Annotated in this window: 19 protein-coding genes, 1 pseudogene and 1 riboswitch; of the genes and pseudogenes, 16 read left to right on the forward strand and 4 right to left on the reverse strand. The window is 64.6% G+C overall.

All coding sequences use genetic code 11. The features are described from left to right. Nucleotides 1-142 precede the first annotated feature (142 nt). A complete protein-coding gene (locus RCH11_RS08630) occupies nt 143-1,264 on the reverse strand; it encodes a mannose-1-phosphate guanylyltransferase (protein WP_327056592.1) in 1,122 nt (373 codons plus the stop codon). Between the two features lie 293 nt (nt 1,265-1,557). Here RCH11_RS08630 and sdhC point away from each other — a divergent pair, with 293 nt between their 5' ends. The 4 genes from sdhC to RCH11_RS08650 are packed head-to-tail and all read left to right on the forward strand — an operon-like array spanning nt 1,558 to nt 5,031. Continuing rightward, nucleotides 1,558-1,974, forward strand: coding sequence for a succinate dehydrogenase, cytochrome b556 subunit (gene sdhC / locus RCH11_RS08635; protein ID WP_327056593.1), 417 nt, complete (start codon nt 1,558-1,560; stop codon nt 1,972-1,974). A gap of 2 nt (nt 1,975-1,976) precedes the next feature. Further along, a complete protein-coding gene (locus RCH11_RS08640) occupies nt 1,977-2,423 on the forward strand; it encodes a succinate dehydrogenase hydrophobic membrane anchor subunit (RefSeq protein ID WP_327056594.1) in 447 nt (148 codons plus the stop codon). Between the two features lie 13 nt (nt 2,424-2,436). Next, the gene (sdhA, locus tag RCH11_RS08645) at nt 2,437-4,272 is read left to right on the forward strand and encodes a succinate dehydrogenase flavoprotein subunit (protein ID WP_327056595.1); all 1,836 of its coding nucleotides are present in this window, start codon (nt 2,437-2,439) and stop codon (nt 4,270-4,272) included. Nucleotides 4,273-4,275: 3 nt separating this feature from the next. Further along, nucleotides 4,276-5,031 carry a succinate dehydrogenase iron-sulfur subunit gene (locus RCH11_RS08650; RefSeq protein WP_327056596.1) on the forward strand — a complete coding sequence of 252 codons (756 nt, stop codon included), beginning with the start codon at nt 4,276-4,278 and terminating at the stop codon, nt 5,029-5,031. A gap of 213 nt (nt 5,032-5,244) precedes the next feature. Here RCH11_RS08650 and RCH11_RS08655 read toward each other — a convergent pair whose 3' ends face one another. Continuing rightward, entirely contained in the window at nt 5,245-6,795 is a 1,551-nt protein-coding gene (locus RCH11_RS08655; RefSeq protein WP_327056597.1) for a sigma-70 family RNA polymerase sigma factor, read from the reverse strand. 152 nt (nt 6,796-6,947) lie between these two features. Beyond that, nucleotides 6,948-8,588, reverse strand: a complete 1,641-nt coding sequence (gene ptsP, locus RCH11_RS08660) for a phosphoenolpyruvate--protein phosphotransferase (protein WP_327056598.1) — start codon at nt 8,586-8,588, stop codon at nt 6,948-6,950. Nucleotides 8,589-8,670: 82 nt separating this feature from the next. Here ptsP and RCH11_RS08665 point away from each other — a divergent pair, with 82 nt between their 5' ends. The 7 genes and pseudogenes from RCH11_RS08665 to RCH11_RS08695 all read left to right on the forward strand — a co-directional run. Next, nucleotides 8,671-9,639 carry a YhjD/YihY/BrkB family envelope integrity protein gene (locus RCH11_RS08665; RefSeq protein WP_327056599.1) on the forward strand — a complete coding sequence of 323 codons (969 nt, stop codon included), beginning with the start codon at nt 8,671-8,673 and terminating at the stop codon, nt 9,637-9,639. Nucleotides 9,640-9,667: 28 nt separating this feature from the next. Beyond that, nucleotides 9,668-10,516 carry an exodeoxyribonuclease III gene (locus RCH11_RS08670; protein ID WP_327056600.1) on the forward strand — a complete coding sequence of 283 codons (849 nt, stop codon included), beginning with the start codon at nt 9,668-9,670 and terminating at the stop codon, nt 10,514-10,516. Between the two features lie 42 nt (nt 10,517-10,558). Next, nucleotides 10,559-11,566, forward strand: a complete 1,008-nt coding sequence (gene trpS, locus RCH11_RS08675; protein ID WP_327056601.1) for a tryptophan--tRNA ligase — start codon at nt 10,559-10,561, stop codon at nt 11,564-11,566. Nucleotides 11,567-11,568: 2 nt separating this feature from the next. Then, nucleotides 11,569-12,123, forward strand: a complete 555-nt coding sequence (locus RCH11_RS08680; RefSeq protein ID WP_327056602.1) for a GNAT family N-acetyltransferase — start codon at nt 11,569-11,571, stop codon at nt 12,121-12,123. Nucleotides 12,124-12,172: 49 nt separating this feature from the next. After that, nucleotides 12,173-13,969, forward strand: coding sequence for a hypothetical protein (locus RCH11_RS08685; protein ID WP_327056603.1), 1,797 nt, complete (start codon nt 12,173-12,175; stop codon nt 13,967-13,969). A gap of 29 nt (nt 13,970-13,998) precedes the next feature. Continuing rightward, entirely contained in the window at nt 13,999-14,184 is a 186-nt protein-coding gene (locus RCH11_RS08690; protein WP_327056604.1) for a hypothetical protein, read from the forward strand. Beyond that, nucleotides 14,160-14,567 (forward strand): annotated as a pseudogene (locus RCH11_RS08695) (HAD family hydrolase); the annotation flags it as partial. The gene RCH11_RS08690 and the pseudogene RCH11_RS08695, both read left to right, overlap by 25 nt. Nucleotides 14,568-14,812: 245 nt before the next feature. On the opposite strand, the gene RCH11_RS08700 reads toward RCH11_RS08695, so the two are convergent. Beyond that, entirely contained in the window at nt 14,813-16,540 is a 1,728-nt protein-coding gene (locus RCH11_RS08700; RefSeq protein ID WP_327056606.1) for a glycerol-3-phosphate dehydrogenase/oxidase, read from the reverse strand. 55 nt (nt 16,541-16,595) lie between these two features. On the opposite strand from RCH11_RS08700, the gene RCH11_RS08705 reads away from it, so the two are divergent. The 5 genes from RCH11_RS08705 (at nt 16,596) to ribH (ending at nt 21,319) form a co-directional block, all read left to right on the forward strand. Continuing rightward, nucleotides 16,596-17,567 (forward strand): sugar-binding transcriptional regulator, encoded by a 972-nt coding sequence (locus RCH11_RS08705; RefSeq protein WP_442789023.1) that lies wholly within the window; start codon nt 16,596-16,598, stop codon nt 17,565-17,567. 51 nt (nt 17,568-17,618) lie between these two features. Then, nucleotides 17,619-17,774: riboswitch (FMN riboswitch) on the forward strand. Between the two features lie 122 nt (nt 17,775-17,896). Then, complete coding sequence (gene ribD / locus RCH11_RS08710; RefSeq protein ID WP_327056798.1) at nt 17,897-18,931, forward strand: bifunctional diaminohydroxyphosphoribosylaminopyrimidine deaminase/5-amino-6-(5-phosphoribosylamino)uracil reductase RibD; 1,035 nt, start codon at nt 17,897-17,899, stop codon at nt 18,929-18,931. Beyond that, the gene (locus RCH11_RS08715) at nt 18,931-19,551 is read left to right on the forward strand and encodes a riboflavin synthase (RefSeq protein ID WP_327056607.1); all 621 of its coding nucleotides are present in this window, start codon (nt 18,931-18,933) and stop codon (nt 19,549-19,551) included. Before ribD ends, RCH11_RS08715 begins: the two co-directional genes overlap by 1 nt. Next, nucleotides 19,548-20,852 (forward strand): 3,4-dihydroxy-2-butanone-4-phosphate synthase, encoded by a 1,305-nt coding sequence (ribB, locus tag RCH11_RS08720; protein ID WP_327056608.1) that lies wholly within the window; start codon nt 19,548-19,550, stop codon nt 20,850-20,852. The genes RCH11_RS08715 and ribB overlap by 4 nt, the downstream gene beginning before the upstream one ends. After that, nucleotides 20,849-21,319, forward strand: coding sequence for a 6,7-dimethyl-8-ribityllumazine synthase (gene ribH / locus RCH11_RS08725; RefSeq protein ID WP_327056609.1), 471 nt, complete (start codon nt 20,849-20,851; stop codon nt 21,317-21,319). Before ribB ends, ribH begins: the two co-directional genes overlap by 4 nt. Nucleotides 21,320-21,321 lie beyond the last annotated feature (2 nt).

The raw sequence follows: 21,321 nt of genomic DNA on the forward strand, positions 1-21,321 counted from the left end.
GCGATAGCTCTGAAATGTTCAGGAAATGTAAGACTGCCCCCGTGGTCCGGCGAAAGGATCAGAAGTGCGCCGAGCGCGATGCCAGGACCGGGAAGCGTCACCAGAAACACCACCGTTCGCTGCTCGGCAGCACGCGGGTCAGCTAGAGAACGTCGCTTCGACCCGACAGTTTGAGGGCATCGACGACAGACTTCACCCGCTGCGCGTTGGCGCTGGTGGTGACCAGGAGAGCGTCCGGCGTATCGACCACGACGATATCGGTGACGCCGATGAGGGAGATCAGGCGGCCGGTCTGGCTGATGACCACCCCGCTCGAGGCATCCGCGAGCACCCGGGCATTCTCGCCGAGGATCGCGAGGTCGGATTTGCGGCCTCCGGAGTGAAGTTTGGCGATTGCGGCGAAGTCGCCGACATCGTCCCAGTCGAAATCGCCGGGGATGACGACGAGGCGTCCCGCTGCAGCCGCCGGTTCGGCGACGGTGTAATCGATTGCAATCTTCTTGAGCTCAGGCCACACCCTGTCGACCACGGCTCCGCGGCGCGGGGTATCCCAGGCTTCCGCGAGTTCCTCGAGCCCGGCGAGTAGTTCTGGCTCGGTCTCGCCGAGTTGCCGGAGCAGCACATCGGCGCGGGAGATGAACATGCCGCCGTTCCACAGGTAGTTGCCGTCCTCGAGATAGGACTGCGCGGTGGCCAGGTCGGGTTTCTCGACGAAACTGTCTCCGCTCACGGCACGCGGGGCATCAGGGATCTCGAGGGCGGCTCCGCAGTGGATGTAGCCGAAGCCGATTGCCGCATCCGTTGGAGTGATTCCAATCGTCGCGATGTAGCCCGCCCGTGCCGCCGCGACCGCCTCGACAACCGCCCGGCGAAAGCCGCGCTGGTCGGAGATCACGTGGTCGGCGGCGAAAGAACCGATGATGACATCCGGCTCGCGCCGAACGAGGATGGCTGCGGCCAGTCCGATCGCGGCCGATGAATCCTTCGGCTCGCTTTCAAGCACCACATTCGGATCGATGAGGTCGGGAAGCTGGGCCTCTACCGCGGTACGATGGGCGCGGCCGGTGACCACCATGATGCGGTCCGGGCCCGAAATCGGCGCGAGTCGATCCCAGGTGGCGCGAAGCAGGGTGCTTCCCGACCCGGTGAGATCGTGAAGAAACTTCGGCGCGTCGGCACGAGAGAGCGGCCAGAGACGCGAGCCGATGCCGCCGGCCGGGATGACGCAGTAGAAGCGGTCAAGCGGTTCAGTCGGTATGGCCATGACGCTCACACTATCCGGAGGCGCAGCCCGCGCGGAGGTGCGGTTCATCCGGAAGGCGCGGTCGCTGGAGAATTCGGTCGCCCGCAGCGCACACCGCTGTTTGCCTCACTGGCTGTGAAGTCACTCGCTATCGAGACACTGTGGCCGCCGTTTGGCAGCAAGCTCCCGATCGTCAGGAATAGAGTAGAAGACGTTCGCTTAGTACACATTTGACGTGCCCCATCGTCGGGGCTGACCGATGCCAAGGAGGGTTGCTCGTGCCAGAGAAGTCGGCGGGGGCCCTGGCTGCACCCATGCCAGACAAGAAATTTCCGCTACCAAGGATCTCCGCTCCGCGGGTTCCTCGAGGAACGCTGTACCGCGGTCGGGAAGGCATGTGGTCGTGGGTGTTGCATCGCATCACCGGAGTCGCGATTTTCTTCTTCCTACTCGTGCACATTCTCGACACATCGCTCGTGCGACTCAGCCCGCAGGCATACAACGCGGTCATCGACCAATACAAGACGCCGATCATGGGGCTCGGTGAGGCTGCCCTTGTCGCAGCAATCGGATTTCACGCCCTGAACGGCCTCCGCATCATCCTCATCGATTTCTGGAGCGTCGGCACCAAGCACCAGCGCCTGATGTTCTGGATTGTTATCGGCCTGTGGGTCGTACTGATGGCGGGCTTCCTGCCCCGGCAGCTCATTCACATCTTCGGAGGGGCGTGATCATGACCGCAACGATCGAGAGCCCGCGTTCGGCGCGCACCCAACAGCATTCACGCTTCAATTTTGAGAAATGGGGCTGGATCTACATGCGTGCAAGTGGCGTCGTGTTGATCGTGCTTATTTTCGGACACCTCTTCGTCAACCTCGTCGCGGGAGCGGGAGTCAAGGCCATCGACTTCGGCTTCGTCGGCGGCAAGCTGTCACAGCCGTTCTGGCAGATCTGGGACACCCTGCTGCTCTGGCTCGCCCTCATCCATGGCGCAAATGGTATGCGCACCATCGTGAACGACTACGCGGCCAACCCCCTCGTTCGTCGCATATTCAAGGGCGCCCTCCTCGCGTCTGCCGTATTACTGATCCTGCTGGGAACTCTTGTGATTTACACCTTCGACCCATGTCCTGCGGGCTCGCCCGCCGAGTTGCTCCCGTCGTTCTGCGCGGCGAAGTAAGGCTGAACAGATAATGGCCGAAGACACCACCACAACCGACGCGCCCGGCACCTCCTCAATCATTGATGGCGTGCACCACCACCAGTTCGATATCGTCATCGTTGGCGCTGGCGGAGCCGGAATGCGGGCGGCCATCGAGGCCGGACCGCATGCGAACACCGCGGTTATCTCGAAGCTGTATCCCACGCGCTCACACACCGGTGCGGCGCAGGGGGGGATGGCGGCGGCACTCGCCAACGTCGAGGAAGACAACTGGGAGTGGCACACCTACGACACCGTCAAGGGTGGCGACTATCTCGTTGACCAGGACGCGGCCGAGATCCTCGCCAAAGAGGCCATCGATGCCGTTCTCGATCTCGAGAACATGGGACTCCCCTTCAATCGCACGCCAGAGGGCAAAATCGACCAGCGCCGTTTCGGCGGTCACACCCGGGAACATGGCAAGGCACCGGTACGTCGCGCCTGTTACGCCGCTGACCGCACCGGTCACATGATCCTGCAGACGCTGTTTCAAAACTGCGTCAGGCTCGGCATCAACTTCTTCAACGAGTTCTATGTGCTCGATCTGCTGATGACGGAGGTCACGGACGCGTTCGGCACCACCACGGAGCGCCCCTCCGGCGTTGTCGCCTATGAGCTCGCCACTGGAGAGCTGCATGTCTTCCAAGCCAAGGCGATCATCTTCGCCACCGGTGGATTCGGCAAGATCTACAAGACAACCTCGAACGCCCACACCCTCACCGGTGACGGCGTCGGGATCATCTGGCGCAAGGGCCTTCCGCTCGAGGACATGGAGTTCTACCAGTTCCATCCCACCGGGCTTGCCGGGCTCGGCATCCTGCTCTCGGAAGCAGCGCGTGGAGAAGGCGCGATCCTTCGCAACGCCAGCGGCGAGCGGTTCATGGAGAGATACACTCCGACACTGAAGGACCTCGCTCCGCGAGACATCGTGTCGAGGTCGATGGCTACCGAGATCAGAGAGGGCAGGGGTGCTGGTCCGAACAAGGACTACCTCTACCTCGACATCACCCACCTCGAACCGGCGGTCATCGACGAGAAGCTTCCGGACATTACCGAGTTCGCTCGCACCTATCTTGGCGTTGAGCCCTACACCGAGCCGGTTCCCGTGTTGCCGACCGCGCACTACGCCATGGGTGGGATCCCCACCAATGTGAACGCGGAGGTCTTGCGAAGCAACACCGAAGTAGTTCCGGGGCTGTATGCCGCCGGCGAGTGCGCCTGCGTAAGCGTGCACGGGTCAAACCGCCTCGGCACCAACTCGTTGCTCGACATCAATGTGTTCGGCAAGCGCAGCGGCAAGAGCGCCGTCGCCTATGTGAAGACAGCTGAATTCGTGCCACTTCCCGACAACCCGGCAGCTGGAGTTCGCCAGCTCCTCGACCTGGTGCGCAGCGGGGACGGCTCGGAGAATATCGCCGCCATCCGCAAGGAGCTGCAGGACTCGATGGATCGGAACGCACAGATCTTCCGCACCGACGAGTCTCTCGCCGAAGTGACGGAACTCATCGAGCGGCTGCGCGCGCGCTATAAGAACATCGCCCTGCGTGACAAGGGGAAGCGGTTCAACACCGACCTGCTCGAGGCTGTTGAGCTCGGCTTTTTGCTCGACCTCGCCGAGGTGGTCGTCTACTCTGCTCGCTCGCGCAAGGAGAGCCGAGGCGGTCATATGCGCGAGGACTACCCGGATCGGGATGACACGAACTTCCTGGTGCACACGATGGCCTACCTGGTCGGCGACCCCGAGTCCGCCGATGCCGGAGAACATATCAAGCTCGGTTGGAAGCCGGTTGTGATAACCAACTATCCGCCGATGGAAAGAAAGTACTGATTCATGAGCAATGCAGTCTTGGAAAATCGCCCGTCGGTGCCGGAAGAGATTCCGACATTCACCGCGACCCTGATGATCCGCCGCTTCGACCCGGAAATTGATTCCGAGCCGCGCTGGGAGAACTTCGACGTGGTGATGGGCGGCACCGATCGCGTGCTTGACGCCCTGCACAAGATCAAGTGGGAACAGGATGGCTCGCTGACCTTTCGTCGCTCGTGCGCGCACGGCGTGTGCGGCTCAGACGCGATGCGAATCAACGGTCGGAACCGTCTCGCCTGCAAGACACTGCTCAAAGACCTCGACCTGTCGAAGCCGATCACTGTCGAGGCCATCAAGGGACTCCCGCTCGAAAAAGATCTGATCGTCAACATGGATCCGTTCTTCGAGAGCTTCAAGGCGGTGCAGCCATTCCTGATCGCGTCTTCGAAACCGGATAAAGAGCGACTTCAAAGCCCGGTGGAGCGCGCTCGCTTCGACGACACCACAAAATGCATCCTTTGTGCGGCCTGCACCTCGAGCTGCCCGGTGTTCTGGACTGACGGCCAGTACTTCGGACCGGCCGCGATCGTGAATGCGCACCGATTCATCTTCGACTCACGGGACGAGGGATCGCAGGTTCGGCTCGACATCCTGAACGACAAGGAGGGAGTGTGGCGCTGCCGCACGACCTTCAACTGCACCGAGGCGTGCCCCCGCGGCATCCAGGTGACCCAGGCGATCGCCGAGGTCAAGGCGGCCATTCTGAGCGGCAAACCGTAGCACCATTTTTGACCGAAGAAATCGCCGACTGCCCACCCGAAGGGCAGTCGGCGATTTGCATTCTCAGCGGTGCTATCAGTCCCCCGCCAACCCTCCCTAACCCTCTGCATCTGGGAGGTGGGAAGAGAACCCCTTCTCTTCTTAGTAGAAGAGACCGCTCAAGCGTGCAACTATGACGCGGGTTTGCCAAAATATTTTGCGGGGAAGGCGAGCTCAGCCCGCGAGCACCTCAAGGCTTAGGCCCAGGCTGTTCGAAAGGACCCTCAAGGGCACGCCGAGAGTGATGCCGAGTGGGCTCACCACGGTCTGTTTCAGCTGAAGCCTGACCGCGGATGCCGGCGGTGCGGTCACCTGGATAGCCCAGGTGCCCAGGGGCGACACCGTTGTCGTGGCATACACGACGCCGACCGCCTGAAGCGTGATTGTCGCACCGGGGATTGCCGTGCCCGTCAGATCGAGGGCACTCGATACCCCGAGGGGAGCCGTCCGCGCGGCAACGGCGACCGGACCAACGGTAATTCCGGGGATGAGTGAGTTCACCGGATTCGCGAGGTCTTTCACCACTGAATCGACGACGGTTCCAACCTCGGAGACGCTGCTGTTGACCGCGGAACCGAGCGCGCCCGGAGCCGACACGAGACTGTCGGTCGATGCGTCGGGCGTTGACCCCGGGGTATCCGCGGCCGTGTTGGCGATTGTGGTCGGCATAGTGGCTGATGTCACCCCGCTGTCGTAGGGCTGTGCGATCGATGTCGACACCGGTGCCGGCGTCACCGGCGAGGCGTTACTCGCCGCGAGCCCTCCGGAGACGGCAATGGCGACCGCGAGCGTGCCGATGAGCGGCGCAGCAATCGAGCTGGAGGTAAGTGCCGCCACCACTGTCGGTGTGGCGACCACGGACGCCGCGAAAGCGGGCGGCAGAGCGGGCGCGATTGTCGCAGCAACGGCGGATGTCGGCAGGCTGAGTGATGCAAGGAGACCGCCACCGGCGATACCGCCGAGCAGCAGCGGGAGCAGAACGAGCGCGAGGTGCGAGCCCACCTCGTCCACCTCCTCGCTGATGATCGAGCAGCGCGCACAGGTGGCGAGGTGATCGTTGACGCGGGTGCGTTCCCGCGCCGTGAGGCCGTTGCGGGCGAAATCACCGAAGCGGGCGATCGCCCATTGGCACTCCCCCGAGGCTGTGGCGTCGGAGACGTGCGCCTGCAGCCAGGCCTTCCGCAAACCCTCGCGGGCACGGTACGAAAGCGCGGCAACGCCGTTGGCGGTGAGTCCGAGGATCGGGGCGACCTCGTGCGGATCCATTCCCTCCACCTCGGTGTACCAGAGAACCGACTGCCAGCGCTCGGGCAGAGCCCGGAATGCCCGCACGGTGAGGGTGCGGTCGAGTGCGATGGTTGCCGGGTCCTCGGCGGCCATCGGGTCTTCGAACTCTCTGATGTCATCTACGTTGACATCACGACGGTCGCCACCCCATCGACTCGCGAGATTGCGGATCGTCGTGTAGAGATACGGGCGGAAAGCGCCATCGGGGCCGCCACCGGCGAGGACCCGCTGGTAGATGCGTGCGTAAGCCTCCGACACGAGGTCGTCGGCTTCGATGGACGAGGTGTATTGTCGGGCCACTCGCAGCCCGGATTGGGCATGACGCTGCCACAGCTGAGCGAAGGCACCCCGATCACCGGCGCGTGCCAGAACTACGAGTGATTCATCCGAAGACACCGCGTCCGGATTTCCACGCTCTTCCGCGTGCTTGTACTTCATGGCCGATCCCCATTTCGTCCCAGAGGGGTCATCCGATTCATCATCGAAAAACTCCCCGGTCCCACCAGTATGAACTGCGGATGCCGCGATGGCGAGTAAACGCCGGGTCCCCTTGCGTCTGCGTTCCTCTCCTCACGCGGCACCTTCGAGAATCAGGCGGATGCCGCGGCCCGCGCCCCTGCCGCCGTGCGCGCACCAAGGGCCGCGGCGGCCCTGTCCCGCGCCTGCTCAAGGGTGACCGTTGCGAGCTCGGCACGCACGTCGGCGAGCGCCGCCGGAGTCATACTCAGCGTGGTCGCCCCGAGACCGACGAGCACCACGGCGAGCTGGGGATCCGCCGCAGCCTCACCACAGATTCCGACCGACTTGCCACTCGCGGCCCCGGCGTCGCCGATGAGCTTGACGAGGCGCAACACAGCGGGATGCCAAGGGTCCTGGAAGTGCGCGACCGATCCCAGCATCCGGTCCGCGGCGAGGGTGTACTGCGTGAGGTCGTTGGTGCCGACGCTCACGAAGTCGGCACTCTCGAGCACCTGGTCGGCCAGCACGGCGAGGGACGGAACCTCAGCCATTACACCGACGATCTTCAGCCCGAGCTCCTTCCCGAGGGCGACGAAGTACTCGGTCTCCTCGGAGTCGGACACCATAGGGGCCATCACCCAGAGCTCGGCCTCCGTCTCGGCTTCGGAGAGCACGAGGGCGGTGAGCTGGTCGCGCAGGATCGGCTCGCGGAGGCGAAGAGCACGCAGGCCGCGAAGCCCGAGAGCGGGGTTCTCTTCATGGGCGTCGTTGAGGAAGCTGAGCGGCTTGTCGGCGCCAGCATCGAGCGCCCGCACCACGACCTTCTTGCCCGGGAAGTGGGAAAGCAACTCGGTGTACTGCACCCGCTGCTCCTCGACGGTCGGCGCGGACTTCGAATCGAGGAACAGGAACTCCGTGCGGAAGAGGCCGACCCCCTCAGCGCCGAGCTCGACCGCAGCAGCAGCATCCTTCGGGGAGCCGAGGTTGGCGAGCAGCGGCACCTTGGTACCGTCGGCGAGTACGCCGTCGGTGATCGGAGCGGCCGCCGCTGAAGCACGCTCCGCGATGCGCTGCCGCGCATCGGAAACCTCGGAGTCGTTCGGCGCTACGCGCACGCTTCCGGTGGCGGCATCCGCGATGACGACGGTGCCGTCGGTGAGGTCAAGCGCCCCCGCCACCCCGACGATCGCCGGAATTGACTTGGACCGGGCGAGGATGGCCGTGTGGCTGGTGGGTCCGCCGTCACGGGTAATGAGGCCGAGCACCTTGTCGAGGTCGAGGAGCGCGGTATCGGCCGGAGCGAGGTCGGACGCCACAAGAATGAACGGGCTGTCGGAGGTGGGTACACCGGGCGCCGGAACGCCGCGAAGATGGGCAATGATGCGCTGGGAAACGTCGCCGAGGTCGGTGGCACGTTCGGCCATGAGACCCCCCATGCCGACGAGCATGTCCTGGAAGATACCGAAGGCCTCGAAGACGGCGCGCTCGCCGGTCTTACCCGACTCGATGCGCGCGGTGACATCATCGACGAGAGTCGGGTCCTGCGCCATCAGGGAAGCTGCTTCCAGCACGTCTCGTGCGGCGCCGCCGGCCGTCTCGCCGCGAGCGAGGAGTTCGCCAGCAACGGTTGACAGCGCGGAGGTGACCGTCGCGAGCTCCGCCGCCGCATCCACACTCCGCGGGGAATCCGTGGGTTCGGGCAGGGGATCCGGCATCCTCAGGATTGGGCCGACGGCCACTCCGCGTCCCACGCCGATACCGTGCAGATCCATGCGTTCCTCTTCCTCGAGCCGGTGCCGTTCCCTCAAAACTCTACCGGCGTGTTGGTTAGGCTTAAGTGGTCGAAGGGAACGGATGCTCAGGTCATTGCAGAGGCTCATTGCGCGGGTCATGAAGCTCCGGCCGGTACGGGTCTTCCTGCGCTATTCCGAGAAGAACGGCCCGATCCTCGCCGGCGGTCTCAGCCTCACGGCCCTCTACAGTGTCTTCGCCGGACTCTATGTGGGATTCGCTCTGCTCGGACTGTCGATCGAATCGAATCCGGACCTGAAGGATGCGGTGGTCAGCACCCTCTCCAGCTCGGTCCCCGGCCTGATCGACTCCGGTCACGGCAGCGGCGGTGCGATTAATCTCGACGCCCTGTTCAAGTCCCGGGTGCTCGGCTGGAGCAGCATCATCGCCGCCGCGGCGCTTCTCGTGACCGCGCTCAGCTGGTTCGCCTCCGCCCGATCGGCCGTGCGTGCCGTCTTCGATCTCGCACCGGACACGACCTTCTTCCTCCTTCTCAAGCTGCGGGATCTCGGCCTGGTCGTCGCCTTTGCCGCCGTCACCGTAGCCTCAGCCGCGATCTCCGTATTCTCCACCAGCGCGCTGACCTCGCTCTTCGACCTGCTTCACATCGACAACCGTTCGGCCTTCGCCAAGGCAATCGGGCACGTCATCGGTCTCGTCATCGTGCTGGTAATCGATACCCTCGTGCTCGCCACGCTGTACCGCGTGCTGCTCGCGGTGCGAATACCCTGGCAACGCCTGCTCACCGGCTCCCTGCTCGGTGGCCTGGCCCTCGGCATCCTCAAGGTGCTCGGGGCCACGATTGTGGGGGGCGCCGGCAAGAATCCGCTGCTGGCGTCGTTTGCCGTCATCCTCGGGCTGCTCGTCTGGTTCGGACTTGTCTGCCAGGTGATCCTGATCGCCGCGACCTGGATCTCCGTCGACATGGCCGACCACGGCCAGACGGCGACGGCGACTGCCCGGCGCCAGGGTACCATCCCGCCGGGTCGTCACCCACGCCCGCGGGTACGACCGATCGCCCGCCTCCGGTAAGTTCACCCGTCTTCGCTAGGCTCGGATCATGAGCTCCCCACTGCGTATCGCCAGCGTGAACGTCAACGGAGTGCGAGCCGCATTCCGCAAGGGCATGGGCGAGTGGCTGGCAGCGCGGGATGTCGACATCCTCGCCCTGCAGGAGGTGCGGGCCGCGACATCCGACCTCGAAGACCTACTCGGACCGGAATGGAACATCCTCCACGACGCCGCGACCGCGAAAGGGCGAGCCGGCGTCGCCCTCGCCAGCCGCGGCGGGGCCGAGATCCATCGCGTCGAGCTCGGAGAGGAGAAGTTCGACAGCGCCGGTCGCTGGCTCGAGGCCGACTACCGGGTCGGCGATTCGATCGTCACGGTGGTGAGCACCTATGTGCATTCCGGCGATGCCGAAGCCCCCAAGAAGATGATCGAAAAATACAAGTTCCTCGACGCCATGACGAAGCGCCTCCCGGAGCTCGCCACCCACACGCCGCTCTCGGTGATTGTCGGCGACCTCAACGTTGCGCATCGCGAACTCGATCTCAAGAACTGGCGCGGCAATCGCAAGAGCGCCGGGTTTCTGCTCAAGGAGCGCGCCTACTTCGACAAGTTCTTCGGGCCGGCCGGAAAAAACATCGCCTGCGTCGACGGGAAGACCCGCCGCGGACTGGGCTGGGTGGATGTCGGCCGCCAGTGGGCCGGCGAGGTTGACGGGCCGTACACCTGGTGGTCCCAACGCGGACAGGCCTTCGACACCGACACCGGATGGCGACTCGATTACCACATGGCCTCACCGACGCTCGCGGCATCCGTCACCAACTATTCGGTGGATCGCGCGTCGGCGTGGGACACCCGCTGGTCGGACCACTCCCCGGTGGTCGTCGACTACCTGGTCTGACGCGCTGCTGCCCCCCTCCGCACTCTCTGGAAGACTGGGACCATGAGCCCCAAACCCCGCCTGTTCTCCGGCATGCAGCCCTCTGCCGAATCCCTGCACATCGGCAATTACATCGGTGCACTGTTGCAGTGGAAAGAGCTGCAGACCAGCCATGACGCCATCTTCTGCATCGTGGACCTGCATGCGATCACCGTGGCGCAGGATCCGGCCGCCTTGCGCGAGAACACTCGCCGCACCGCCGCCCAGTACATCGCCGCGGGAATCGACCCGCAAGTCTCCACCCTCTTCGTGCAGTCGCATGTGGCGGCGCATCCGCAGCTCGCCTGGGTGCTCAACACCATCACCGGTTTCGGCGAGGCCAGCCGGATGACCCAGTTCAAGGACAAGGCCGCGAAGCAGGGAGCGGATGCCGCATCGGTCGGCCTCTTCGCCTACCCCACCCTCATGGCCGCCGACATCCTGCTCTACAACGCGGTGGCGGTGCCGGTCGGCGACGACCAGAAGCAGCACGTGGAACTCACCCGCGACCTCGCGAACCGTTTCAACACGCGCTTCGGCCCGACCTTCGCGATGCCGGAGCCGATGATCCTGACAGAGACAGCGCGTATCTACGACCTGCAGAATCCGGGCTCCAAGATGAGCAAGTCCGCGGAGTCCACATCGGGCGTGGTGTGGTTGCTCGATGAGCCCTCCGTCACCGCGAAGAAGATTAAGGCCGCAGTGACGGATGCCGGTCGCGAGGTGCGTTACGACGTCGCTGAAAAACCCGGGGTCTCCAACCTGTTGACGATCTTCGCCGTGCTCGCGGACAGATCGATCGCCTCCCTCGAGGCTGACTATGACGGGAAGGGCTACGGCGACTTCAAAACAGACCTTGCCGAAGTGGTCGTAGCGACCTTCGCACCGGTCCGCGCGCGCGCTCTCGAGTTGCTCGACGATCCCGCGGAACTGGATCGGGTGCTCGCCGGCAATGCCGATCGTGCTGCGGCCATCGCCGACGTGACTCTCGCGACGGTCTACGACCGTGTCGGCCTCCTACCGAAACGCTGACGATGAAGGCGACAGTGCTTCAGACCGAGCGGCTGTGGCTCGATTCGCCCGTGCTCTCCGACCGGTTTGCGGTGGCTGAGTACTGCCGGGACCCGCTGTTCGAGAGGTTCATGACCCTGCCCTGGCCGTATGAGCAGCGGCATGCCGATTTCTTCCTCTATCGGGTCGTGCCCGGCGGATGGCTCTCCGGTGACGAGCTCACCTGGGCGGTGCGCGAGAGCGAGGGCGGGCCATTGCTGGGAATCATCGGGTGGCGCCGCGAGTTCGGCGATATCGGCTACTGGCTCGGCGCGCCGCATCGGGGACGAGGGCTGATGACGGAAGCGGTCATCGTCGTGACCGACTGGCTGATGAGCGGCTTCGGGCGCACGGAGGTCGCGTGGGAGTGCGTGATCGGTAATGCGGCATCCGTCTCGGTGGCACGCAAGGCGGGCTTTAGCTTCACCGGGGAGCGGCCGACCGGGCTGACCTTCCGTGACGGCAGCCATCCCCCGGCCTGGCATGGCGTGCTTCGGGCCGGAGAGCCTCGAGTCGAGCGACCCGGGTGGCCGACGTGACTCGGAGCCGAGCGGTAGCGGGCGACGAGCCCGCAGTTGTGGACCACCGATGATCCTCCTTTTCGTGGTGTTGGCGCTCAGCAGCGTGCCGTGGCTTCTCGCGCTCAGCAAACGCTTCGGGCTTCTGCTCGCGGTTCCCGGCACCGCTGCCGCGGTCATCCTGCTCGCGATGGGCGTGCTATTGGTGAGCCGTGCGGCGCAGCTTGATATCGTCCTCTCACAGGTAATGGGTGGCCTCCTTTTCACCGCTGCCGGGGTGCTGCTGCTGCTGCGTACCCCCGGTGCCCTCCGCAGGCCCGGTCGGCACGCGGTCGTCCTGTGGGTCTCACCCGTGCTCGGCGCGCTCGGCTGGATCGGCACCCTTGTCGCCGCCCAGTTCGTTCCCGGCGCCGCGAGGCTCAGCTGGGCCATGAACGGCGATGGTTTCAATAACCTTTTCTACGGCAACGTGATCCTCTCTGCCCGCGGTCTCGCGATCGGCCAGGCCGAGAATCCGGTGCCACTACCCGCGTCGCTGCTGGCCCTGGCGATGTCTCCGGGACGGCCGACCATCGCCGACCGCAACCTGCTCGCGCATGATCTCGCCTCTTTCACCGTGGTCTGGACGCTCATTCTCGCGGCGACGTGCATTCTGACCGGCGCCGTGGTGGCCTCTGCGATTCCCAAGCGCCATCCTCAGCTGGTCGCGGGCGCGAGCGCGCTTGGGTCACTCCTGCCCCTCACCTGGTACGCGACCGGGCTTCCGGTGCAGTGGGGCTATTTCAACGCGAACGTGGTGTTGCCGGTCCTCCTTGCGACCTGGCTGGCGTTTCTCGCGTCGCGTCGCTTCCCGGTGACAGCGCTCGTCGTGCTCTCCGGTCTCGCGACGCTCGTGCTCGCCACCTGGGCTCCTCTGGTGCTGGTTCCCGGAGCCCTCGGAATTGTGATCCTCGTGAGGCACTGGAAACTTATCCGGTCGCTTCACGGTTCTGCGGCGCTCGTGCTCGTACTCGGCGCTGCACAGGTTCTGGCCTGGGTGGGGATCGTGACAGTACCGACCTTCCTCTCCCAGGGCGGTGCCTTTGAGATCCCCGGCCACGGATTTCCATCGGCGTGGCCGGTCGTGCCATTTCTGCTCGTCGCCCTGGTTGCTCTCTCGTCCTTCGTGCGGCGGAGAACTTCGTTGCCGGTGATGTCCGGCGTGATCGCGATCACCTGCTCCACCATCGCGGCTGCCGGGATGCTGCTCTACCTCGACCATGGCCAGGGTGATCCTTGGTCGGCCTACTATCCGACGAAGCTCGCGTGGATAATTTCGGTATTCCTGGTGATGGTCGTACTTTCGCTTGCTGTGGCGACTGTGGTCGCTCTGGCCCCCGGTCGCGGCACGTCAGTGGCGGGTATCGCGACCGTGACCGGTGCGGTGCTGCTCGCCTGCGCAGCGATTCCGTTCGACAGCTGGTCGGAAACAGTGGTGCGACAGCCGATGACACGGATCCTCAGCGGATCGATCTGGCACACCGGCGACCGGGCAGCAAACCAGATCCTGACTCTTTCCGACCCGCGCGCGCCGGGCGTTCTGTGGCAGTCAGGCGATCCCGATGAAGCCATGATCGACTTCTGGGTGCTGGTGACGAGGGGAGGGGATTTCGCTGGCGACCCCGAAATCCGGTCCATCGCCTTCGTGGCGTATCGCGAATTCCGGGCGACCGGAACTTTCGACGACTCGGATGTCGGCCCCCTCTGCCGGATCATGACATTGATGAAGCCAACACCCACTGTCCACACGGCAAACCCCGCACTGGAGGCAGAGATGCGCGGGACCTGCCCCGAGGTGACGGCGCGAGTTCTTGTGGATTCGCGGTGATCCCGTCCGCGCGGCGGCACTCGAAGCCCATGGCTGGCCGCCCGGTCACCGTGCTGTTCGACCTCGATGACACCCTGTTCGCCCACCGGCACGCGCGCGCGAATTCACCGCTCCCTATGGTCACGATCTCGAGCTCGATGCCGCCGCCGATTCCTGGTTCGACGGCTATCGCGAGCAATACGAAGCGGCCTGGATGCTTCGCGATGATGCCGTGAGTTGCCTCACCGGTTTACGGACCAATGGTGCGCGGCTCGGCATCATCACCAATGGTGAGCTCGCGTTTCAACGGGAGAAGATCGAGCGAGTAGGACTCACGCTCCTGGTCGACGACGTCGTGGCCTCGGGAGAACTCGGCATCGCAAAACCCGACCGACGCATATTCGAGCATGCCTGCGCCCGATTCGAGGTCACATCCTCAGATGCCGTCTATGTCGGGGACCGCCTGGAGACCGATGCGATCGGTGCCGCACGCGCCGGGCTCCTGGGCGTGTGGCTCAATCGGAGTGGAGACGCTACCGCCTCCGAGGAGGCAGCCGCTGCAGCTTCCGGAGTCTCGATCATCCGGTCGCTCGACGAATTGTTCCCTGTACTCATCTGACGGGTTTCGCCCCGGGGATATTCGGCGGGCGGGTCACGCAGCGCACGCTGGCAGGCGCAACCGGAAGTGCGGCCCGAGTTGTTTCATGAGCAACCGCGGTACCAGCGCATGGCCCGGACGACCACACACCCCATCACCCGGTATTTCTCGGGCCAGCCCTAGCGGCGAAGAAAAACTCACCAGCGCACACGCGACGTAACTCCTGCCGTGTGCACGACAGGAGCTACGCCAAGCGAGGGGCAGGACTACTCAGACACCTGCATCGGCATCGGCTGCTCGGCGAAGACAATGCCGTGCAGCGTTGTGAGCAGGGAGCGAGTGTCATCGATCTCGTGCGCTCGTCGCTCCGGGGTCCAACCGAGGCTCTCGCCGATCACAGTGGCGAATTCCTCGATCAATTCGCTGGTCACCGCGCCGGTGAACGCCAGGTCGGTACGACGCAGAAGCACGTCATCGAGATGAACAACACTCTCAGATTGCGCGAGGTAACCAAGCTCAGCCGTGGTGTAGAGATCGGTCGTGCGTAGCGGAGCGTCGACGCCAGCGCTGATCGCCGCTATCACGTCGGTGGCACGGGTGCCGTAGCGCGTGAGTAGCTGCGCGACTCGCGATCGATTCACGTCCGCGGCGTGAGCGTGGATCCAAGCGTTGCGCGCGGTTTCGCTGGTCGGGAAGCCTGCGCCGCCGCCAATGGCCATCGTGGTGGTGAAGGTTGTTCGCTCGCGCTTCAGCAGCGCAAGCACGTCATTCGTCATGTGCTCGCCGAACGCACGGAACGTTGTCCACTTTCCACCCACCAAGCTCAGAAGTGGAGAGCCGCCGAAACTGCCCTTCTCGATGCGATAGTCGCGAGAAACAAACCCGGGAGTCTCGTCATCATGGCGAGGGAGGGGACGGATACCCGCGTAGGTAAAGATAATCTGCGAGCGGTTGACGACGACGCCGGGGAAGATCTGGGAGACGAGCTTGAAGAAATACTCCGTGTCATCGTCGGTCTCGATCATCGGGTCTCGTGGATCGGCATCGACGTCGGTGGTGCCGACGAGCACGCGTCCCTTGATCGGGCAAATCAGAACGATTCGACCGTCGTCATTTTCGAAGAACAGCTCGCGACCCTTGGTCGCCGCGAGCAGCTCCGGGTTATCGAGCACAATGTGCGAGCCCTTTGTGCCCCCCATGAATTTCGAAGGTGTACCAAGGGCGTCATTGGTGAGGTCGGTCCAGGGACCAGTGGTGTTGACAATCACGTCGGCAGTGAGCACGAATTCTTCGCCCGACAAACGATCGCGCACCAGCACTCCGCCACCGCCCTCAGCGGACTTCGCCGCACCGATCGCTTCGACGTAGTTGGCGCTGCGGCCGCCGGCAACAACGCCGTCGAGCAGCACATCCAGCCCGAGTCGCTCGGGATTGTTCATCGCTGCGTCGTAGTAGGTTGCCGTGTACTTGAGGTTCGGATTGAGAGCTGGTTGGTCGGCGAGCGACTTGCGGCGGCCGTGGAACTGGTGGCGCGGCACGCTGCCGCCATCACGGGAGAAGGAGTCGTAGAGCACGAGTCCCACCTTGATCAGCAGTGCACCGCGCTCGGTAGTCGTGCTCTGCTTGTGGGTAAGGAACCGCAGTGGCGCGGCGGTGATCCCCGAAAACGTCGAAAAAATCGGAATCGTGGTCTGTAAAGGCTTGACGTAATGCGGCGCCGTCTTCAGCAACCGGTTGCGTTCCTGCACTGCCTCCCGCACGAGTCGGAACTCGCCGTTTTCCAGGTAGCGGATGCCGCCGTGAATCATGTGGGACGACGCGGCTGAGGCGCCCGACATGTAGTCGCCACGCTCGATGAGCGTGACGTTGATGCCCTGCAGGGCGAGATCGCGGAATGTTGCAGCACCGTTTATGCCTCCTCCAATCACGAGCACCTGGGAATGCGGGTGCTCAGTAAGGGAAACGACATCGGTTCGAGGGGTTGAAGTGGTCATAAGCTGATACTCCCCTCAGAGGGAGACTTTGCATGGTTCATGAACGGATGTGCAGGTGAACTTCCCAGAAAGCGACGGTGACAGCCGCACCGCTGATGCGCTGCGTGCTGCTCATCTGTATTACATCCAGAACTTGACGATGGATGCCATCGCCTCCGAGCTGCGCATCTCGCGGTCGTCCATTAGCCGCCTGATTTCTTTTGCCCGGGATTCCGGGCTTGTAGAGATCCGGCTGCACTCGCCGCTCGATCAGCTCAGCCAACTGCAGCACCAACTACACGACCGATTCGGGCTCACCGCCCACATCGTGCCGGCCGGGGATGCTGCGACCGAGGTCGATCGACTTGACCGGGTTGCCCTCTCCGCTGCACGGATTCTCACCGATTTCATCGACTCAACGATGATCCTGGGTGTCGCGTGGGGATCCACCCTCGCATCGGTCAGCCGCCACCTCGTGCGCAAGCCCGTGCGTAACACGCAGGTCGTGCAGCTCAACGGTGCGGGTAACGCACACACCACCGGCCTCGTTTACGCGAGTGAGATCATCGGACGGTTCGGCGCCGCCTTCGGCGCAACGGTGCAGCAGTTTCCGGTTCCCGCGTTCTTCGACGACCCGGCAACCAAAGACGCCCTGTGGCGGGAGCGGAGCACCGCGCGCGTGCTCGCCGTGCAGAGGCGGATGGATGTCGCGATCTTCGGCATCGGATCCCCCAATGCCGATGTGCGGAGCCACGTGTACGCCGGCGGATACCTCGACCAGGCCGACTACGACGACCTTGCCCGCTCTCAGGTAGTCGGCGATATCGCCACGATGTTCTTCCGTGCGGACGGAAGCTACGACGACATCCCGCTGAACGCACGGTCGAGCGGGCCAGGGTTCGACGTGCTCAAGCGAGTACCCCGCCGTATTGCGGTCGTCTCAGGCCAGGCGAAGCTCCCGGCACTGCGTGGCGCCGTCGCGACCGGGGTCATCACCGATCTGATCGTCGACGAGGTGACGGCCGGCCAACTGGCCTCCATGGGGTGACGACAGAAGGAATTTCCCCGCTCTCGAGACGTTGGATAGAATGAAGAAAAGTACGTGCTCCGGGGTCGGTGAAAGTCCGAACCGGCGGTGACAGTCCGCGACCCGTGGCTCCAGAACATCGGAGCAGCGGTTGACTCGGTGAAATTCCGAGACCGACGGTAATGAGGTTCGCGAGAGCTTCTCAGTCCGGATGAGAGGAAGCACGCGTGTTCGCCTTCGGGCGCGCACGAACGATGTCGGCGACCGTCGGCACCGGCCCGGAGTCCGTCTTCGATACGAAGATTCGAGATAACCGGATGACCGGCGCAGCCACAGGATACGAGTCGCTGATGCGGCGCGCCCTCTCGCTCGCCGCCCATGGCCCGGCGACCGGCATTAATCCGCAGGTCGGCTGCGTGCTCGTCGACACCGACGGCACCATCGTGGCCGAGGGCTGGCACCGCGGTGCGGGCACGCCGCACGCCGAAGTGGATGCGCTATCGCGGGTCCACACGAATGGCGCCGCCGCCGGCATTCCTCCCGGTCTCACCGCCATCGTCACCCTCGAGCCCTGCAACCACGAGGGGCTGACCGGGCCGTGCTCCGAGGCGCTCATCACCGCCGGTGTCGAGCGCGTCGTCTACGCCGTGTCCGACCCGGGTGAACACTCCAGCGGTGGCGCTGAGCGGCTCCGTGAGGCCGGAGTGCTCGTCGATGCCGGAGTTCTCGCCGAGGAAGCATCCGAAGCAATGCGCATCTGGCTGACCGCCACCCGGCTACGTCGCCCGTTCGTCACGATGAAGTGGGCGTCGAGTCTTGATGGGCGGGTCGCTGCCGTCGATGGCTCGAGCAAGTGGATTACCGGCACCGCCGCCCGCCAGCGAGTACACGAACAGCGCGAACAATCCGACGCGATACTGGTGGGCACTGGCACGGTCCTCGCGGACGACCCTGGTCTCACCGCACGCGGTGACGGCGGTGAGCTGATGCCTCACCAGCCCATCCCCGTCGTCATCGGCGAGCGGGCCGTTGATGCGAGTGCCCGGGTGTTCCGGCACCCCCAGACCCCGATCATCACGGGAACTCGGGATCTGCCGGCCATCCTCGCCGACCTGTTCGAGCGTGGCATCCGCCATGCTTTCGTCGAGGGCGGTCCGACGCTCGCCAGCGCATTCGTCACGGCTGGCCTCGTCGACGAATACCTCGTCTATCTCGCACCGGTGCTGCTCGGCGGCGACCAGTCCGCTCTCACCGACATCGGCGTCGGCAGCATCGGAGAGGCGCGACGACTCTCGATCGACAGCGTGGAACGGCTGGGCGACGATCTTTTGGTGGTGGCGCGACCGGTCCCGGTCGGCGCTGTGGATGGAAAGAAGGACACCTGATGTTCACCGGAATCATCGAAGAACTCGGCGAGGTCGTCGACTGGCAGCCGACGATGGATGCCGCACGCCTCACCATCCGCGGACCGCTCGCGGTCTCGGACGCGGGCCACGGCGACTCGATCTCGGTGAGCGGAGTCTGCCTCACTGTCGTGGACAAGGGCGACGACTGGTTCACCGCCGATGTCATGGCGGAAACCATCGCGATGTCGACCCTCGCCGGCGTCACGACCGGATCGCGCGTGAACCTCGAGCGCGCCGCCCAGGTGGGTGATCGCCTCGGCGGTCACATTGTGCAGGGTCACATCGACGGCACAAGCACCCTTCTCAGCGTCACCGAGGGAAGCGTGTGGCGAGTGCTGCGGTTCTCGCTCGCCGCGGATATCGCGCCTCTCGTCGCCCGTAAGGGCTCAATCGCGGTGGACGGTGTCTCTCTCACCGTGAGCGCCGTCGGAGCGGACTGGTTCGAGGTCTCCCTGATCCCCGAGACGCTCAGCGTGACGACCCTCGGGCGCAAAGCGGTCGGCGACGCGGTCAATATCGAGACCGACATCCTGGCCCGCCATGTCGCACGGCTTGCGGAAGTGTCACCAGCAGCAGCAACCGGAAGGAGCGAGTCATGAGTCTCGCCGACATCCCCACCGCCCTCGAACAACTGCGGGCAGGCAAACCGATTATCGTCGTCGACGACGAAGGGCGAGAGAACGAGGGCGACGTCGTGCTCGCGGCGGAGTTCGCCAGCCAGGAATGGCTGGCCTGGCTTGTGCGTAACTCCTCGGGATTCATCTGCGCGCCGATGACCAATGAGATCGCCGACCGTCTTGAGCTACCGATGATGGTCGTCAACAACGAGGACCCGCGCGGCACCAATTACACGGTGTCGGTGGATGCCGCGGACCGGGTCAGCACCGGTATCAGCGCCGCCGACCGCGCCCACACCCTTCGCGTGCTTGCGAGCCTCGACTCCACACCATCGAGCGTGCACCGCCCCGGCCACATCATGCCGCTCCGTGCCCGGGATGGTGGCGTTCGCGAGCGCGATGGCCACACCGAAGCGACGGTGGACCTCCTCAAGCTCGCCGGTCTGACACCCGTCGGGGCGATTTCGGAGATCGTCGCGGAAGACGGCGAGATGATGCGCCTGCCCGGCCTCATCCAGCTTGGCGAGCGTGAGGGCATCGTCGTCATCACCATCGAGTCGCTCATCGAATACCTCCAGGCACAGCACTGCGACACCTCGGTGCCGGTGGCGGTGCCGATCCCCGAGACCTCGCGCGTGACCTTCGAGGTGGAGACGACCATCCCCACCCGCCACGGGTCCTTCCGCTTCCGTGCCTACCGGGACCGGATGACCGGGGCCGACCACCTCGCCATCATCTCCGGAGTCCCGCAAAACGGAGCCCTCATCCGGGTGCATTCCGAGTGCCTCACCGGTGAGGTGTTCGGATCTCTCAAGTGCGAATGCGGACCCCAGCTGGATGCCGCGCTCGACCGGATCAAGGTCGAGGGCGGGGTCGTCATCTACATGCGCGGACACGAGGGCCGCGGCATCGGACTCATCAACAAGCTGAAGGCCTACCGCCTGCAGGAAGACGGTCTCGACACCCTCGATGCGAATATCGCCCTCGGCTTCCCCGCCGACGATCGAGACTACAGCGCGGCCGTCGCGATTCTCGAAGACCTCGGCCTGAGCGAGGTGCGCGCGATCACCAACAATCCCGAAAAGCTTCGCCAGCTGCGCGCCCGCGGAATCATCGTGACGGAGCAGGTGCCACTCGTGGTGGGTGTCGGGGACTTCAACGAGCAGTACCTCGAGGCAAAACGCGACCGCATGGGCCACATTCTTCCCAGCAACACCGAACTCGAACAGTCTGCGCGTGCCCACCAGCGCCTCCTGGAAACCCCGAAAGGACACCTCGCATGAGCGGCGACGGAGCACCAGAGATCATCACCGACGGCACCGGACTGAAGGTCACCATTGTGGCCGGACGCTGGCATGAAGAAATCACCGACGGACTCCTGGCCGGCGCGCGGCGTGTGCTCGCGGCATCCGGAGCAGAGGTGACGGAGGTGCGCGTACCCGGCAGCTTCGAGCTTCCCGTCGTGAGTAGGGCAGCCCTTGACGCGGGAGCGGATGCGGTGGTCGCGCTCGGCGTGATCATCCGGGGCGGCACCCCGCACTTCGAGTTCGTGTCGGATGCCGCGACCAGCGGCCTCACCCAGGTGGCGATTCTTACCGGAAAGCCCGTGGGCTTCGGCGTGCTCACCCTCGAGGACGAGCAGCAGGGACTCGACCGAGCAGGGCTCCCCGGATCGAAGGAGGACAAAGGCGCGGAAGCAGCCGAAGCGGCTCTCGCGACGGCGGTTGTCATCCGCGGCCTGGCCGGCTGATT

The organism is Glaciihabitans sp. GrIS 2.15, assembly GCF_035984695.1.
Taxonomy (GTDB): Bacteria; Actinomycetota; Actinomycetes; order Actinomycetales; family Microbacteriaceae; genus Lacisediminihabitans.

Bases quoted from the DNA above. Each gene is read 5' to 3' on its own strand.
- ribB (WP_327056608.1), top strand. From the start codon at position 19,548: ATGAGTCTCGCCGACATCCCCACCGCCCTCGAACAACTGCGGGCAGGC.
- ribH (WP_327056609.1), top strand. From the start codon at position 20,849: ATGAGCGGCGACGGAGCACCAGAGATCATCACCGACGGCACCGGACTG.
- RCH11_RS08715 (WP_327056607.1), top strand. From the start codon at position 18,931: ATGTTCACCGGAATCATCGAAGAACTCGGCGAGGTCGTCGACTGGCAG.
- sdhC (WP_327056593.1), top strand. From the start codon at position 1,558: ATGCCAGACAAGAAATTTCCGCTACCAAGGATCTCCGCTCCGCGGGTT.
- trpS (WP_327056601.1), top strand. From the start codon at position 10,559: ATGAGCCCCAAACCCCGCCTGTTCTCCGGCATGCAGCCCTCTGCCGAA.
- RCH11_RS08655 (WP_327056597.1), bottom strand. From the start codon at position 6,795: ATGAAGTACAAGCACGCGGAAGAGCGTGGAAATCCGGACGCGGTGTCT.
- RCH11_RS08665 (WP_327056599.1), top strand. From the start codon at position 8,671: ATGCTCAGGTCATTGCAGAGGCTCATTGCGCGGGTCATGAAGCTCCGG.
- RCH11_RS08680 (WP_327056602.1), top strand. From the start codon at position 11,569: ATGAAGGCGACAGTGCTTCAGACCGAGCGGCTGTGGCTCGATTCGCCC.
- RCH11_RS08690 (WP_327056604.1), top strand. From the start codon at position 13,999: ATGGCTGGCCGCCCGGTCACCGTGCTGTTCGACCTCGATGACACCCTG.
- RCH11_RS08700 (WP_327056606.1), bottom strand. From the start codon at position 16,540: ATGACCACTTCAACCCCTCGAACCGATGTCGTTTCCCTTACTGAGCAC.
- RCH11_RS08670 (WP_327056600.1), top strand. From the start codon at position 9,668: ATGAGCTCCCCACTGCGTATCGCCAGCGTGAACGTCAACGGAGTGCGA.
- RCH11_RS08685 (WP_327056603.1), top strand. From the start codon at position 12,173: ATGATCCTCCTTTTCGTGGTGTTGGCGCTCAGCAGCGTGCCGTGGCTT.
- RCH11_RS08650 (WP_327056596.1), top strand. From the start codon at position 4,276: ATGAGCAATGCAGTCTTGGAAAATCGCCCGTCGGTGCCGGAAGAGATT.
- RCH11_RS08640 (WP_327056594.1), top strand. From the start codon at position 1,977: ATGACCGCAACGATCGAGAGCCCGCGTTCGGCGCGCACCCAACAGCAT.
- sdhA (WP_327056595.1), top strand. From the start codon at position 2,437: ATGGCCGAAGACACCACCACAACCGACGCGCCCGGCACCTCCTCAATC.
- ribD (WP_327056798.1), top strand. From the start codon at position 17,897: ATGCGGCGCGCCCTCTCGCTCGCCGCCCATGGCCCGGCGACCGGCATT.
- ptsP (WP_327056598.1), bottom strand. From the start codon at position 8,588: ATGGATCTGCACGGTATCGGCGTGGGACGCGGAGTGGCCGTCGGCCCA.
- RCH11_RS08630 (WP_327056592.1), bottom strand. From the start codon at position 1,264: ATGGCCATACCGACTGAACCGCTTGACCGCTTCTACTGCGTCATCCCG.